Genomic DNA, 15,875 nt, shown 5'->3' on the forward strand with positions numbered 1-15,875 from the left:
ATGAAGTCCAAGCGCGAAGTCCAGTCCTCCGTAAAAGATGAAAGCCTAATTTCTAAACGCCGGAATCAAATGATTCAGGGGGCTGTCGCGCTCTTTAAACAAAAGGGCTTTCATCGCACAACGACTCGTGAAATCGCGAAAGAAGCGGGATTCAGTATCGGCACATTGTATGAATACATTCGTACGAAAGAAGACGTGTTGTATTTAGTGTGTGACAGTATTTATGAAGAAGTGCAGGAACGTCTGACTGCACTTCCAACACAAGCAGGGACACTGGATGGCTTGAAAACAGCAATTCGTCACTACTACTTGCTTATTGATGAAATGCAGGATGAATTCATGGTCATGTACCAGGAATCGAAATCACTGCCAAAAGATGCATTGCAATATGTATTGAAAAAAGAACTCGAGATGGTGGCCATTTTTGAAGACATTCTTCAAGCTTGTCGCAAATCGAGTGAACTGCAATTGTCTGAGGATGCCGTGAAATTAGCGGCACACCATATCGTGGTCCAGGGGCAAATGTGGTCATTCAGACGTTGGGGGCTTCATCGCGATTTAACCATCGAACAGTTCATTAATCAGCAAACGACATTTTTCTTACAAGGGATACAAGGGAATGGGGGAAAAGCATGACAGCAACAGTGGAAATTTATCGTCCAAAAAACCACGTACGTTTCGTAACGGCTTCAAGTCTATTTGATGGGCATGATGCTTCAATCAACATTATGCGTCGCATCCTGCAATCTACGGGTGCTGAAGTTATTCATTTAGGGCATAACCGCTCCGTGGAAGAAGTCGTGAATGCGGCAATTCAGGAAGATGCACACGGAATTGCGATTTCATCTTATCAAGGTGGGCATGTCGAATACTTTAAATACATGTACGATTTACTGGCAGAACGAGGCGCACCACATATCCGCATTTACGGCGGTGGTGGCGGTGTAATCATTCCTAAAGAAATCAAAGAACTCCATGATTACGGCATCGCGTGGATTTTCTCACCAGAAGACGGTCGTACACTAGGTCTTCAAGGCATGATCAATCGCATGGTGGAAGACTGTGACAAAGCAGTTGAAGCGAACAATGCTATTGAGCAATTGGCTCAAGTCGATACGGAACATCCGGAAATATTAGCACATTTAATCAGTGTGGCTGAAGACGGCGCTAACAAAGAAAATGCGGAAGCAAAAGCATTGGTAGAAAAAGCACGCGAACTATCTAAAGGCACGCCAGTACTAGGAATTACAGGTACAGGTGGAGCTGGTAAATCTTCATTGACGGACGAATTGATTCGCCGTTTCTTATCGGAATTACCGGATAAAAAAATCGCGGTTCTTTCCATTGACCCGACGAAACAAAAAACGGGTGGGGCATTACTTGGGGACCGTATTCGCATGAATGCAATCTTCAACAAACGTGTCTTCATGCGCAGCCTGGCAACACGTGGTTCACGTACAGAATTATCAGGTGCCATTGGCGACGTACTCGACGTAGTACGAGTGGCTGGCTACGATTTGATCATCGTGGAAACAAGTGGAATTGGGCAAGGGGATGCAGAAATCACGAACGTGGCAGACGTTTCGATGTATGTCATGACAAGTGAATTCGGCGCTCCTTCACAACTGGAAAAAATCGATATGATCGATTACGCTGACTTGATCGTCATCAATAAATACGAGCGCAAAGGCTCGGAAGACGCGCTTCGCCAAGTTCAAAAACAATACCAACGCAGCCGTGGCTTATGGGATGCAAGTATTGATACAATGCCTGTTTACGGCACAATCGCTAGCCAGTTCAACGATAAAGGGACGAACTCTTTGTTCGCTGCTTTAGTGTCACGTGTCAATGAAGTATGTGGCACGAACTGGGAAACTTCGTACGAGCAATTTGTGAAAACGCAAAAGCAAAACGTTATCATTCCAAATGAACGTCGTTACTACTTACGTGAAATCACGGATGCCGTACGTGGCTACCACAAAAAGTCGAACCAACAAGTGGAATTCGCACGTCGTTTGTTCCAATTGGAAGGCGCGATTGAAGCAGTGAACGAAAAAGCTCCGAACGATGCATTAGTTGAGTCATTAACTTCCCTTGCACAAGGGGTACGTGACGAATTGACTGCTGAATCCAAACGCATTTTGGACAACTGGAAAGCGTTGAAAGAAGCGTATGCGGGAGACGAATTCGTCACTCAAATTCGCGATAAAGAAATCCGCACCATTTTACGTACGGAAAGCCTATCTGGCCTGAAAATCCCGAAAGTTGTCTTACCGAAGTTCGTGGATTATGGTGAAATTTTACGCTGGGTGTATAAAGAAAACGTACCAGGTTCATTCCCGTATACAGCAGGCGTATTCCCGTTCAAACGTGAAGGGGAAGATCCAAAACGTCAATTTGCTGGCGAAGGAACACCAGAACGCACAAACCGCCGCTTCCATTACTTATCAAAAGACGACGATGCAAAACGTTTATCTACTGCTTTCGATTCGGTAACGCTTTACGGGGAAGATCCAGATGAGCGTCCAGATATTTTCGGGAAAGTCGGAGAGTCAGGCGTAAGCATTTGTACGCTGGATGATATGAAGAAACTTTATGATGGCTTTGATTTGTGCGCTCCTTCCACTTCGGTGTCGATGACGATCAACGGACCTGCGCCAATCATTTTGGCAATGTTCATGAACACGGCAATCGACCAACAAGTGAAGCTGAACGAAGAGAAGTTAGGTCGTACATTGACGGTTGAAGAATTCACGGAAGTTCGCGAGAAAACACTTCAAGTTGTTCGTGGAACTGTTCAAGCGGATATTTTAAAAGAAGACCAAGGACAAAATACATGCATTTTCTCTACGGAATTCGCACTTCGCATGATGGGTGATATCCAACAGTACTTTATCGATTCAAAAGTACGCAACTACTATTCCGTATCGATTTCTGGCTACCATATTGCAGAAGCGGGAGCGAACCCAATTTCACAGTTGGCGTTTACGCTGGCAAACGGCTTCACATATGTTGAATATTACTTGAGCCGCGGAATGAACATCGATGATTTCGCACCAAACTTATCGTTCTTCTTCTCAAACGGTTTAGATCCGGAGTACACAGTAATCGGCCGTGTCGCTCGTCGTATTTGGGCAGTCGTTATGCGTGATAAATATGGCGCAAATGACCGCAGCCAGAAACTGAAGTACCATGTACAAACGTCTGGTAGAAGCTTGCATGCACAGGAAATCGATTTCAACGATATCCGCACAACACTTCAAGCGTTAATGGCGTTGCAGGATAACTGTAACTCACTTCACACAAATGCGTATGACGAAGCGATTACAACGCCAACTGAAGAATCTGTTCGTCGAGCAATGGCGATTCAAATGATCATCACAAAAGAACACGGTCTTGCGAAAAACGAAAACCCACTACAAGGGGCGTTCATTATTGAAGAAATGACGGACCTAGTGGAAGAAGCAGTACTGTCTGAATTTGACCGCATCAATGATCGTGGTGGCGTGCTTGGTGCTATGGAAACGCAGTATCAACGCGGAAAAATCCAAGAAGAATCAATGCATTACGAAATGCTGAAACATACAGGCGAGCTACCAATCATCGGTGTGAACACATACTTGAACCCGAACCCGCCTTCAGCAGAAAGCATTGACAACATGGAAATCGCACGTGCCACAACGGAGGAAAAAGAAACACAAATCCTCAACTTGCGTGCCTTCCAACAACGCAACTCTGCAGAAGCAGAAGCTGCATTGAAACGCCTGAAAGAAGTAGCCGTAACAGGTGGTAACATCTTCGAACAACTGATGGACACAGTCAAAGTGGCCTCACTTGGTCAAATCACCAACGCACTATACGAAGTAGGCGGCCAATACCGTCGTAATATGTAATGTAAAGAGAGACCCGACTTGTCGGGTCTCTCTTCTTTATCGTGTGACCTGAGCGGTTGCTCAGTCCGACTTTTTGGAGTTGACGTCTGAGAAATGGAGCTCGACGTCTGAAAAAATGACAATGACGTCTGAAAAATCTGCGTCCACGTCTGAAAACAAGAAAAACCCCGAGACATCCCTTCTCCCAACAGCAGCGCAGCGAAAATAAAACCATAAAATCTTTTAAAGCTGAATAGGAGCCATTCCACTATTCGCTGCAGGCTCGTTTCTGTGAGGGAAGGCTAACCTATCTATACAAAAAATCCCGCTTCCACGGCAAGACGCCAAGGAAACGGGATTGTTTTAACACTTATAACTTTGCTAGTTGTTGAAGATTAGTTAACCTTTATTAACAAACTCATAAATTTCTTCGACTGCACTACTAGGCAAGGAATAAATCGTGTGGGTGTCTTTTGTGTTCATGATTGTGCCAGAATCTTCAGCTATCCAAAGTAAATAGGATTCTTTACCGATAGTGAACTGATATTGTGGATTTGTCATATTGACAATACCTGGCTCTTTGATTGAATCGTTTACTGCTTTTGTAAAAAGGTCAATTTCTTCTGTTTCTTTAAGTTCTATAGTAATTGCTTTAGTGGTAGTAACTGTTTCAGAACTGGTTTCAAGAGGAGATGCACTTTTTTTTATCTCTTGTTTTTGGGAGCAACCAACTAATATAAGTCCAACTACAATAATTAACACACATAATATCTTCACAATAATCCCCCTTCTGAAATTTGACGAGAGTTTTATCATTAAGTTTCAAATTCTTGTTTCTCTAAATTGCATCATTCTTCTCTAACAAACCCTTATAAAAAATACGGGCCAATCAAGAAAAATAGAATCATGAAATTCACAGCCGTCGAATATAAAATCAACGCATTGCCATTGTCTTCCGTCACTTTTGTACGAGACAAGAAAATAGGAACTAAACATAAAATACCAGCGAAAATAAGTATCGAGTTGAGTTGCCAAACCTCAGTTATATACGGAGCTTTCATGACAATTTTCTCCGTATTGAAGACAGTTGAGAACAGGATGAGTTGGCTGACAACCAAAGAAAATGCATTCACCAACAAAGCAATCAAGTAGGCATTGGCACTACGGTATTTATGAAGCAAAGCTAGTGAACCGTACCCAATACTTAAAGCCGGCACGAGCCAAGTGAAGGATAGCAACATCATGACGAAACCGTTAAACAGGAGCGTTAACATCGTATAGAGTGCTTCTTTGTTGTCTCCTTCAAGACCGTTAAAACTTTGTTCGCGTTTTTCTTCAGTGGTTGAAGAATACATTAGTTTCTGGACAGTTCCGTTTGATTGGAAATAAGCCAGGGTATCGTCATTGAGTAGAATCGGATTGGTATAAAGATCTCCAACTTTCGTTGAAGCCGATGCCTCAATACGTTCATCGTCTGCAGCACCGACATACGCCTGATTCACTTTTTTACCAGTGGAATCATAATGCGAAGCGGTGAAAGAAATATATGTATCGGTGTTTCCGACATAGAGATTCGGGAAACGAACGTCTGATAATTCGACACCGGATTTCTGATCGACAAAAGTAAGTTCAGAGAATGAAGGCGTTTCTTGATTAGCCAAATTGAAAGTGGTTGTTCGGATAGTTTTTTGTCGCGAGCCACCAGAATTAATTTCAATATCCAATAGCATGCCGAATTGCTGATTCGACTTTGAATAAATCGTCATCGATTGAATGATTTCACTGGAGTTCGTGGTGAACTGGAACAGCTCGTGCATGTCTTCATCAGCCTCATACACGCTGAACCGATTCGTGAGCACATCACGTGTAAGGATGAAAATATTCTCTCCCACAATATTTGCTGTGAATATCGGTTTCTCAATAATGTATGAGACAAGGACTGTATTGCCTTGTTCAATGAACACTTTTTGGTCAGTTGTCCAATAAACGAGTGTATCCTGGGATTTCGTGAAATCCTCTACTTGGTCGGCAATCATCTCTTTTTCACCGGAAACAGTAGAACGAATAAGCGAATCTTCAACGAGATAATAGGAAGTTTTCCCGTCGCTCCACGAATTCTTCTTAGCGTTTAATTCTGTATTTGACCACGTTTTTTTACAATCCATATTTAATGTACAATCATACAAATCCAGCTGTCTGAAATTCAACAAGCTAATGGCGTGGCCATTTTCAGTCGGCACACTTTGGAGTTTTACATAATCACTGGCCTGGTCATCTGTAGGAAAAGATCGGCTCCATTCAGGAGAAGGAGGCGCTTTCTGTTCATTTAAGGTGACCCAGTACTGGGAACCTATCAATAGGAGAAAGAGTCCCATCGTGTATAGTTTAATTTTTCTGTTCATCATCGAGTCCTTTGCACAAAGAAGTATTTTTCATTATTATGGCATAGTTTTCCAATTATATAAATGTTAGAAATCAAATAATATTCGGAATCTCTAGTTAAAATGACGAACTTCTTAACTTATTTGGGTATAATAGAACAAGAGGATTTAGGAGGATGTCAATCATGAAAAATACCATACATTATGTCGTGATTTTGGCATGCCTTATCGTGACGTTTTTCTTGTATAATAAGCAAATGGGATCCATTCCTTTGCTAATATTATCGATTTACTTGTTTTATTTTGGCTGGTTGAGAGTTCGTGAATCAAAAAACAACAAATCACGGTAGCATATTTCAATGAGGTTTGTATATAATGGTTATTATGCCAACGTATGTAGAAAGGACGTGCACGATTTGAAATTTCGTGAAATGACAACAGAACAACTAAGTGAAGAATCGTTTATAGATTTAGGATATGCAGTCTTGGAAGAAAAACACGAATCTCTGACTTTGCAAGAATTACTAGATGAGATTAAAAAATTAAATCATTTCACTGATGCACAAATGAAAGAACGTATGCTTCAGTACTATACAGATATGAACATCGATGGTCGTTTCCTTGCGATCTCGGAAAATCGTTGGGGCTTACGTGAGTGGTACCCAGTGGAGCAGATTGAAGAAGAAACTGCGCCAACTGTAAAAGTTCGCAAGAAGAAAGCAAAAGCGGCTTTGGATGAAGACGATCTGGAAGATGATTCAGATGATGATGAAATCGCATTCGAAGAAGACTTCGATGAATTCGTTGAAGAGGTAGATGGCGAAGACGAAGACTTCGATTTGGATGAAGACGACGACGAAGAAGAAATCGAGGAAATCGAAGAAGTGGCTGCTGAAGAACTTCTTGATACAGACGATGAATTCGAAATCGTGGACGAAGAAGATGAGGAAGAAGAAGACGAAGACGAAGTATAATAAATCTTGACTTCTTTGGTCATTCCGATTACTCTTTTACTTGGGCTCCCTAAAAAGGGAGATTGAACGCTTATATAATGCGCTCCCCCTGCAAACACTGCAGGTGGAGCGCTTTTTTTATTTTAAAAGTGTAAAGCGCAACATTAGTTCGAAGTTATGGAAAACTGTAAGAAAAGAAGTTTTCACTAAGTTTCAAAACTTGGAATCGAGCCGAAACTTGAAACGATCTAGAACTTTTTAACAGCATGCCTCACCCAAATTCACAAATACACCTTACAGGAGGAGTTAGCTTTGACAAAATATATTTTCGTAACAGGTGGCGTAGTTTCATCACTTGGTAAAGGGATTACCGCGGCATCACTTGGCCGTTTACTTAAGAATCGTGGTTTGAATGTAGCAATCCAGAAATTCGATCCTTATATCAACGTAGACCCAGGTACAATGAGCCCGTACCAACATGGGGAAGTTTATGTAACGGACGACGGTGCAGAAGCAGACTTGGATCTTGGACACTATGAGCGTTTCATTGACATTAACGTTAGCAAATTCTCAAACGTAACAACAGGAAAAGTATATTCTGCAGTGTTGAAAAAAGAACGACGTGGCGACTATTTGGGCGGAACAGTTCAAGTTATTCCACATATCACAAATGAAATTAAAGAACGTTTGGTTCGTTCAGCAAAAGAAACACATGCAGATGTCGTCATCACTGAAATTGGTGGAACAGTAGGGGATATCGAATCACTGCCATTCCTTGAAGCAATCCGTCAAATGAAAGGCGACTTCGGTGCGGATAACGTTATGTACATCCACTGTACGTTAATTCCATACATCCGTGCTGCAGGCGAAATGAAAACAAAACCTACGCAACATAGCGTAAAAGAATTGCGCAGCTTAGGAATTCAGCCAAACATCATCGTGGTGCGTACGGAATATGCAGTGCCACAAGATATGAAAGATAAAATTGCCTTGTTCTGTGACATTAAAGCAAGCGAAGTAATCGAAGCACGTGATGCAGAGTCATTATACGAAGTGCCATTGATGCTTCAAGAACAGCATATGGATCAAATCGTGTTGGACCACTTCGGCATCAAAGCACCTGAAGCAGACATGACCGATTGGACTGCTTTAGTTGACCGCGTGAAAAACTTATCGAAAAAAGTGCGTATTGGTTTAGTTGGTAAATACGTTGAATTACAAGATGCGTACATCTCAGTCGTTGAAGCGATGAAACATGCAGGGTTTGCATTTGATGCGGACGTTGAAGTGAAATGGATCAACGCTGAGCACGTGAACGAAGGCAATGTAGCTGAATGGTTAAGCGACGTTGACGGCGTATTGGTTCCAGGTGGCTTCGGTGACCGTGGAGTTGAAGGGAAAATTGCTGCAACTGCTTATGCACGTGAAAACAATGTACCGTTCTTAGGTATTTGTTTAGGAATGCAATTAGCAACTGTTGAATTTGCACGAAACATTTTGGATATGAAAGATGCACATTCTGCAGAATTAAATCCAGCAACACCATACCCAATTATCGACTTGTTACCAGAACAAAAAGACGTCGAAGATTTAGGCGGCACACTACGCTTAGGACTTCAACCTTGTAAACTGGTTCCTGGCTCTAAAGCTTACGAAGCTTACGGACAAGAGTTAGTATACGAGCGTCACCGTCACCGTTACGAGTTCAATAATGAATACCGTGAGCAATTTGAAGCAGCAGGCTTCATCTTCTCTGGTACGAGCCCAGATGGCCGATTAATCGAAGTGATCGAAATTCCAAATCACCCATTCTTCGTGGCATCCCAGTTCCACCCAGAATTCATCTCACGTCCACAACGTCCACAACCACTATTCCGCGAGTTCATCAAAGCGGCAGTAGGGGAATAATAAGTACGAAAGCCCGCTCCTTAGAAATGAAGGAGCGGGTTTTTATATGGTTTGTACAATATTTGTCCGACTTCTGACTTTAAGAATTTCAAAAAAATTACACTAATCTTAGTTGAATTCCTGTATCATAATAAAAGAACTTATTCTTTTCGTGTTAAATAACAAATATTTATTAATTACCGCTTGTTTTATGCAGGATATTGGAAAAGATTGTAGAATTATTAAGAATAGTACCAGTGCAAGCAAAGGGGAACATTTTCATGAAACAATTACTGATTGTGGATGATCAACAAGGGATTCGCCTGTTATTAAATGAAGTGTTTAAACGTGAAGGTTACACGACATTTTTGGCTGCGAATGGAATTGAGGCACTAGAACTAGCCGAAAGAGTTAAGCCGGACGGTGTGCTCCTAGATATGAAGATTCCGGGAATGGATGGAATCGAAATTTTGAAACGTATCAAATCGCGCACGCCTGACTTGCCGGTCGTAATGATGACGGCGTACGGAGAACTAGATTTAATCAAAGAAGCAATGGATTTAGGAGCTTCACATTATTTCACAAAGCCCTTTGATATTTACGAAGTGCGCGATGCTGTAAACGGAATGTTAAAAGAATGACACAAGCAGGCAGTGGCAAACACTGCCTGTTTTTGTTATGATAAGAGATGGTTAAGATGTAAATATTAATATTTCCTATTCATGAAACGGAGGATTCCTCAATGGCTTTAGTATCGATGAAAGACATGATGATCAAAGGAAAAAAAGAAGGCTATGCAATTGGACAATTCAATATCAACAACTTGGAGTTCACGCAAGCCATTTTACAAGCAGCTGAAGCAGAAAAATCCCCAGTAATTTTAGGCGTTTCTGAAGGGGCAGCTAAATATATGGGCGGTTTTACAACCGTTGTTCACATGGTAAAAGGATTGATGCACGACTATAAGATTACAGTTCCTGTAGCGATTCATTTAGACCATGGTTCAAGTTTTGAAAAATGTAAAGAAGCAATTGATGCTGGATTCACATCTGTCATGATTGATGCGTCTCATCATCCGTTGGAAGAAAATATTTCAATCACGTCTCAAGTAGTGGAATATGCACATGCACACGGCGTGTCTGTAGAAGCTGAGCTTGGAACGGTTGGTGGACAAGAAGATGACATTATCGCAGACGGCGTCATTTATGCAGATCCGAAAGAATGTGCTGAACTGGTTTCACGCACGGATATCGACTGTTTGGCTCCTGCACTGGGTTCTGTTCATGGTCCTTATAAAGGAGAACCGAATTTAGGTTTTGCTGAAATGGAAGAAATCTCGAAATTATCAGACCTTCCACTTGTATTACATGGTGGAACTGGAATTCCTGTAAAAGATATTCAACGTTCGATTTCACTTGGAACGGCGAAAATTAATGTGAATACTGAAAATCAAATTGCAGCTACGAAAGCAATCCGTGATTTCTTAAATAGTGATGCGGATGTTTACGATCCACGTAAATATTTAATTCCTGCTCGTGACGCAATCAAAAATACTGTACAAGGTAAAATGCGTGATTTCGGCAGTGCTGGAAAAGCTTAAATATAACAACTCGAAAATGTAAGGAGAAGTGTCGAAATACGGCCTTCTCCTCTTTTTCCATCATCTGGAGGCAAATAAAAATGAAATTTTTTATCGATACAGCAAACTTTGAAGAAATTAAAGAAGCACACGCTTGGGGTATTTTGTCAGGCGTAACAACAAATCCATCCCTTGTGGCAAAAGAAAATATTTCTTTCCACGACCGTTTACGTGAAATCACTTCACTTGTAGATGGTTCTGTCAGTGCAGAAGTAATTGCATTAGATGCGGAAGGTATGATTAAAGAAGGTCGCGAATTAGCGGCGATTGCACCAAATATCACTGTGAAATTACCAATGACTCCAGACGGTTTGGCAGCTTGTTCGGTATTTTCAAAAGAAGGCATTAAAACAAACATCACATTGATCTTTAGCGCAAACCAAGCTTTGCTTGCTGCACGTGCTGGAGCAACTTATGTATCACCCTTCCTTGGGCGTTTGGATGATATCGGTCATAACGGCATGGATTTAGTCGGTACGATTGCACAAATTTTTGAGTTGCACAATATAGATACAGAAATCATTGCTGCATCAATTCGCCATCCACAACACGTGACAGACGCAGCGCTTCACGGAGCACACATTGGAACAATGCCAATAAACGTAATGAAACAAATGTTCAAACATCCTTTAACGGATAAAGGAATTGATGCATTTTTAGCGGATTGGAATAACCGATTAAGTGCAGAATAAGTTAACTCTTGAATTGATTGTAGGTGAATTACATGGAAGTGTATAAAATTAATGGTCAAAAACGTTTACAAGGAACGATTAAAGTGAGCGGGGCCAAAAACAGTGCGGTCGCTTTAATCCCGGCATCCATTTTAGCGAATTCTCCTGTCACGATTGAAGGATTACCGGAAATCTCGGATGCTTGGACACTGAAAGAATTGCTAGAGGAAATTGGTGGGGACGTATCTTTCGAGAACGGTACAATGAACATTGATCCTACTAAAATGCAAGGCATGCCTTTGCCAAACGGCAATGTTAAAAAACTGCGTGCATCCTATTACTTGATGGGTGCAATGCTGGGTCGCTTCAAAAAAGCGGTTATTGGCTTGCCGGGTGGCTGTTTCTTGGGACCTCGTCCGATTGACCAACACATCAAAGGCTTTGAGGCACTTGGTGCAAAAGTGACGAACGAACATGGTGCTATTTATTTGCGTGCAGATGAATTGCGCGGTGCCAAGATTTATTTGGACGTTGTTAGTGTTGGTGCAACCATCAACATTATGCTGGCTGCCGTAATGGCAAAAGGACAAACGACGATTGAAAATGCAGCGAAAGAACCTGAAATCATTGATGTAGCGACTTTGTTAACAAACATGGGAGCAAAAATCAAAGGTGCAGGGACGAACGTTATTCGTATCGATGGAGTTGAAGAACTTCATGGGACGAACCACACGATTATCCCCGATCGAATTGAAGCTGGAACATTCATGATCATGGCTGCTGTGGCTGGTGACGGTGTCACAATTGACAATGTCATTCCATTCCATATGGAGGCGCTGACGGCAAAACTTCGTGAAATGGGCGTTAAAATTGAAGAAGGCGAAGAAAGTATTTTCATTCCGAAATCAGAGAACTTGCAGGCAGTGGATGTAAAAACACTGGTGTACCCTGGTTTTGCAACGGATTTACAACAACCTTTCTCTGTTTTAATGACACAGGCAACAGGTTCCTCCGTGATTACGGACACGATTTATTCAGCACGTTTCAAACATATCGACGAATTAAAACGAATGAATGCTAGTGCACGTGTAGAAGGAAGAACAGCCATTATTTCCGGACCTGCGAAATTGGAATCCGCTTCCGTTCGTGCATCTGATTTGCGAGCAGGAGCAGCCCTTGTACTGGCAGGATTGATTGCCGAAGGAGAAACAGAAATTCGCGATATCTATCATATCGAACGCGGTTACAGCTCGTTGATTGATAAATTGCGCGCTCTTGGAGCAGATATTCGACGCGAAACAATTGAAGATGAACACGAACATTCTACCAACAAAGAAGACAGCGAAAAATAAAAAATTGACCACTTGTCACATATGGTACAATGACAGGTGGAAGATTGACTTAAATAAATGACCGGATAACGGGAGGAACACACAAAATGGAACGCAGTTTATCAATGGAGTTAGTGCGTGTAACAGAAGCAGCAGCAATCGCTTCGGCACGTTGGATGGGCCGAGGTTTGAAAAATGAAGCGGATGACGCAGCAACTACAGCTATGCGAAACGTTTTTAACTCCATCCCGATGCAAGGGGTCGTCGTGATCGGCGAAGGCGAAATGGACGAAGCACCGATGTTATATATCGGTGAAGAACTAGGTCTTGGCAATGGGGGACCTGCGGTTGATATCGCGGTAGATCCATTGGAAGGTACAAATATCGTGGCTTCAGGCGGCTGGAATGCATTAGCAGTTCTTGCGATTGCAGACCGTGGTAACTTATTGAACGCACCGGATATGTACATGGACAAATTGGCAGTAGGTCCTGAAGCAAGAGGCAAAGTGGACATCAATGCTTCTGTAACAGATAACCTTCTTGCGGTTGCCCGTGCCAAAAACAAAGATATCGAAGACGTAGTGGCAACGATTTTAAACCGTCCACGTCACCAAAAAATCATTGATGAAATCAGAGCATCAGGTGCTCGTATTAAATTGATCAATGATGGCGACGTTGCGGGTGCAATCAACACAGCATTCGATGAAACAGGTGTAGATATTTTATTCGGACTGGGTGGAGCGCCAGAGGGTGTTATTGCTGCAGTTGGTTTGAAATGTCTAGGCGGAGAAATTCAAGGGAAACTAGTTCCAACGAACGAAGAAGAACTTCAACGTTGTATCCGTATGGGACTTGATGTAAACCGTGTATTCCGTATGGAAGACCTTGTAAAAGGCGACGACGCAATCTTTGCGGCAACGGGTGTAACGGATGGTGAACTTTTGCGTGGTGTGCAATTCAAAGGCGCTTATGCTGAATCTCATTCATTAGTTATGCGTGCGAAATCAGGCACAGTCCGTTTCGTAGAAGGGCGTCACAGCTTGAAGAAAAAACCTCATCTGATGATGGAAGACTAACTTCAAATATATGTGCCTGGCCATTATCTATGGCCGGGCATCTTCTACTAAAATCAATTCATGCAGAACCAATCCAACCTTCAACTTGATTCGACACAACAAAATATGTAAAAGAGTGGTGCCACTTTATGACAACCTTAAAGATTGCTGAACTAGAAAGTATGACGTTAAAAGAACTGTATGCGCTTGCACGCAAGTTCAAAATCTCTTACTACAGCAAACTAACGAAAAAAGAACTTATTTTTGCGATTTTAAAAACACGCGCAGAACAAGAAGGCTACTTCTTCATGGAAGGTGTCCTGGAAATCATTCAATCTGAAGGGTTCGGTTTCTTGCGCCCCATCAACTATTCTCCAAGTTCAGAAGATATCTATATTTCTGCATCCCAAATTCGCCGTTTCGACTTACGTAACGGAGATAAAGTAACAGGTAAAGTACGTCCACCAAAAGAAAATGAACGCTACTACGGTTTATTACACGTGGAATTAGTAAATGGCGAAGACCCGGATTCAGCAAAAGAACGTGTGCATTTCCCTGCACTAACGCCGTTATACCCAGACCGTCACATCAAGCTGGAAACGGAGTCAAATAAACTATCAACACGCATTATGGATTTAGTAGCACCTGTCGGATTCGGCCAACGTGGCTTAATCGTGGCACCGCCAAAAGCGGGTAAAACGATGTTGCTAAAAGAAGTGGCAAACTCAATCACGACGAACTATCCGGATGCTGAACTGATTGTCTTATTAATCGACGAACGTCCAGAAGAAGTAACGGATATCGAACGTTCAGTCAATGCGGATGTTGTCAGTTCAACATTTGACGAAGTACCTGAAAATCACGTGAAAGTAGCGGAATTGGTTCTAGATCGTGCGATGCGTCTGGTTGAACACAAACGTGACGTTATCATCTTGATGGACTCCATCACGCGACTCGCACGTGCTTACAACTTGGTCATCCCACCAAGTGGCCGTACATTATCAGGTGGTATTGACCCTGCAGCGTTCCATCGCCCAAAACGTTTCTTCGGTGCGGCTCGAAACATCGAAGAAGGCGGAAGCTTAACGATTCTCGCAACAGCTCTAGTCGATACTGGATCACGTATGGATGAAGTTATTTATGAAGAGTTCAAGGGAACAGGTAACCTGGAACTTCACCTGGACCGCAGCTTGGCAGAGCGCCGTATTTTCCCGGCACTCGACATCCGTCGTTCAGGTACCAGAAAAGAAGAGTTACTTATTCCTTCCGATCAACTCGAAAAACTATGGGCAATTCGTAAAACATTCTCGGATTCCCACGATTTCGGCGAGCGCTTCCTGAAAAAACTGCGTCAAACCAAATCAAACGAAGATTTCTTTGAAATGCTAAATACCGAAATGAAAGAAAAACGTGGCGGTAAAGGGTTACTGTAATAGAGCAATTTCTATATGGAATTAAGTACTTGATTTGTTCCATGAAAATTGCTATACTGTAACTCGGTAGATTTACCATACTCTGTGACATATACGGCTGAACAAGAACGGGTCGTGTAAGGTTACAGTTAAATAACCCACTCTGTTCCAGATGGTTCAGGGCGAGAGGAGATTTAAGATGAAACCAGGAATTCATCCCGATTACAAAACAGCTACAGTTACATGTTCATGTGGTAACTCGTTCGAAACAGGATCAGTAAAAGAAGACATCAAAGTTGAGTTTTGCTCAGAATGTCATCCATTCTATACTGGCCGTCAGAAATTCGCAGCAGCGGATGGCCGTGTTGATCGTTTCAACAAAAAATACGGTCTTAAAGAAGAAATCAAAGAATAGTCTCAAAATACCCGCCTAGAGTTTCGACTCTAGGCGGGTATTTTTTGTTTATATTTAGGGTGAGCGGACGCTCAGTTGTAAAAATCGAGGTTCACGTAGGAAAAACGGCAGGTGACGTAGGAAAAAAACGGCTTGACGGTTTGGCCCCCTCTATTTAGACACCATCTTTAAAAATTAAAGACTAATCTTTTGTGAATGGCCATTATTTTCTTGAAAACGTCTTAAAAACTGGCAAGGTGAAAGATAATTTAAACTTCCA

Annotated in this window: 14 protein-coding genes; 12 read left to right on the forward strand and 2 right to left on the reverse strand. The window is 42.1% G+C overall.

Features of this window, described 5'->3' with window-relative positions:
* Both M9R32_RS15645 and icmF read left to right on the forward strand, forming a co-directional pair.
* The gene (locus M9R32_RS15645; protein ID WP_269927667.1) at positions 1-636 is read left to right on the forward strand and encodes a TetR/AcrR family transcriptional regulator; all 636 of its coding nucleotides are present in this window, start codon (positions 1-3) and stop codon (positions 634-636) included.
* A complete protein-coding gene (icmF, locus tag M9R32_RS15650) occupies positions 633-3,893 on the forward strand; it encodes a fused isobutyryl-CoA mutase/GTPase IcmF (protein ID WP_269927668.1) in 3,261 nt (1,086 codons plus the stop codon). The genes M9R32_RS15645 and icmF overlap by 4 nt, the downstream gene beginning before the upstream one ends.
* A 378-nt stretch (positions 3,894-4,271) precedes the next feature.
* Here the strand turns inward: icmF and M9R32_RS15655 are convergent, their stop codons facing one another.
* Positions 4,272-4,649 (reverse strand): YhfM domain-containing protein, encoded by a 378-nt coding sequence (locus M9R32_RS15655; protein ID WP_269927669.1) that lies wholly within the window; start codon positions 4,647-4,649, stop codon positions 4,272-4,274.
* Between the two features lie 92 nt (positions 4,650-4,741).
* Positions 4,742-6,274, reverse strand: a complete 1,533-nt coding sequence (locus M9R32_RS15660) for a hypothetical protein (protein WP_269927670.1) — start codon at positions 6,272-6,274, stop codon at positions 4,742-4,744.
* Positions 6,275-6,438: 164 nt separating this feature from the next.
* Here M9R32_RS15660 and M9R32_RS15665 point away from each other — a divergent pair, with 164 nt between their 5' ends.
* From M9R32_RS15665 to rpmE, 10 genes are all read left to right on the forward strand, one after another.
* Positions 6,439-6,603, forward strand: coding sequence for a hypothetical protein (locus tag M9R32_RS15665; RefSeq protein WP_269927671.1), 165 nt, complete (start codon positions 6,439-6,441; stop codon positions 6,601-6,603).
* Positions 6,604-6,669: 66 nt separating this feature from the next.
* On the forward strand, positions 6,670-7,227 hold the full coding sequence (gene rpoE / locus M9R32_RS15670) for a DNA-directed RNA polymerase subunit delta (RefSeq protein WP_269927672.1): 558 nt from the start codon (positions 6,670-6,672) through the stop codon (positions 7,225-7,227).
* Between the two features lie 291 nt (positions 7,228-7,518).
* Positions 7,519-9,114 carry a CTP synthase gene (locus M9R32_RS15675; RefSeq protein ID WP_269927673.1) on the forward strand — a complete coding sequence of 532 codons (1,596 nt, stop codon included), beginning with the start codon at positions 7,519-7,521 and terminating at the stop codon, positions 9,112-9,114.
* A gap of 260 nt (positions 9,115-9,374) precedes the next feature.
* Positions 9,375-9,734, forward strand: a complete 360-nt coding sequence (locus tag M9R32_RS15680) for a response regulator (protein WP_269927674.1) — start codon at positions 9,375-9,377, stop codon at positions 9,732-9,734.
* A 101-nt stretch (positions 9,735-9,835) separates the two neighbouring features.
* A complete protein-coding gene (locus M9R32_RS15685; RefSeq protein WP_269927675.1) occupies positions 9,836-10,693 on the forward strand; it encodes a class II fructose-bisphosphate aldolase in 858 nt (285 codons plus the stop codon).
* 80 nt (positions 10,694-10,773) lie between these two features.
* Positions 10,774-11,424 (forward strand): fructose-6-phosphate aldolase, encoded by a 651-nt coding sequence (gene fsa, locus M9R32_RS15690; protein ID WP_269927676.1) that lies wholly within the window; start codon positions 10,774-10,776, stop codon positions 11,422-11,424.
* A 32-nt stretch (positions 11,425-11,456) separates the two neighbouring features.
* Positions 11,457-12,755: a UDP-N-acetylglucosamine 1-carboxyvinyltransferase gene (locus M9R32_RS15695; RefSeq protein WP_269927677.1), complete on the forward strand. Its 1,299-nt coding sequence runs from the start codon at positions 11,457-11,459 to the stop codon at positions 12,753-12,755.
* Between the two features lie 86 nt (positions 12,756-12,841).
* Complete coding sequence (gene glpX, locus M9R32_RS15700; RefSeq protein ID WP_269927678.1) at positions 12,842-13,810, forward strand: class II fructose-bisphosphatase; 969 nt, start codon at positions 12,842-12,844, stop codon at positions 13,808-13,810.
* A 128-nt stretch (positions 13,811-13,938) separates the two neighbouring features.
* On the forward strand, positions 13,939-15,222 hold the full coding sequence (gene rho / locus M9R32_RS15705; RefSeq protein WP_269927679.1) for a transcription termination factor Rho: 1,284 nt from the start codon (positions 13,939-13,941) through the stop codon (positions 15,220-15,222).
* 178 nt (positions 15,223-15,400) lie between these two features.
* Positions 15,401-15,616: a 50S ribosomal protein L31 gene (gene rpmE / locus M9R32_RS15710; protein ID WP_269927680.1), complete on the forward strand. Its 216-nt coding sequence runs from the start codon at positions 15,401-15,403 to the stop codon at positions 15,614-15,616.
* The last annotated feature ends 259 nt before the right edge of the window (positions 15,617-15,875 follow it).

It is taken from the genome of Paenisporosarcina quisquiliarum (assembly GCF_027563315.1).
Classification (GTDB): domain Bacteria; phylum Bacillota; class Bacilli; order Bacillales_A; family Planococcaceae; genus Paenisporosarcina; species Paenisporosarcina quisquiliarum.

Coding starts and splice junctions, on each gene's coding strand:
- icmF (WP_269927668.1), top strand. CDS start 633: ATGACAGCAACAGTGGAAATTTATCGTCCAAAAAACCACGTACGTTTC.
- M9R32_RS15680 (WP_269927674.1), top strand. CDS start 9,375: ATGAAACAATTACTGATTGTGGATGATCAACAAGGGATTCGCCTGTTA.
- rpmE (WP_269927680.1), top strand. CDS start 15,401: ATGAAACCAGGAATTCATCCCGATTACAAAACAGCTACAGTTACATGT.
- M9R32_RS15685 (WP_269927675.1), top strand. CDS start 9,836: ATGGCTTTAGTATCGATGAAAGACATGATGATCAAAGGAAAAAAAGAA.
- rho (WP_269927679.1), top strand. CDS start 13,939: ATGACAACCTTAAAGATTGCTGAACTAGAAAGTATGACGTTAAAAGAA.
- fsa (WP_269927676.1), top strand. CDS start 10,774: ATGAAATTTTTTATCGATACAGCAAACTTTGAAGAAATTAAAGAAGCA.
- glpX (WP_269927678.1), top strand. CDS start 12,842: ATGGAACGCAGTTTATCAATGGAGTTAGTGCGTGTAACAGAAGCAGCA.
- M9R32_RS15665 (WP_269927671.1), top strand. CDS start 6,439: ATGAAAAATACCATACATTATGTCGTGATTTTGGCATGCCTTATCGTG.
- M9R32_RS15645 (WP_269927667.1), top strand. CDS start 1: ATGAAGTCCAAGCGCGAAGTCCAGTCCTCCGTAAAAGATGAAAGCCTA.
- M9R32_RS15660 (WP_269927670.1), bottom strand. CDS start 6,274: ATGAACAGAAAAATTAAACTATACACGATGGGACTCTTTCTCCTATTG.
- M9R32_RS15695 (WP_269927677.1), top strand. CDS start 11,457: ATGGAAGTGTATAAAATTAATGGTCAAAAACGTTTACAAGGAACGATT.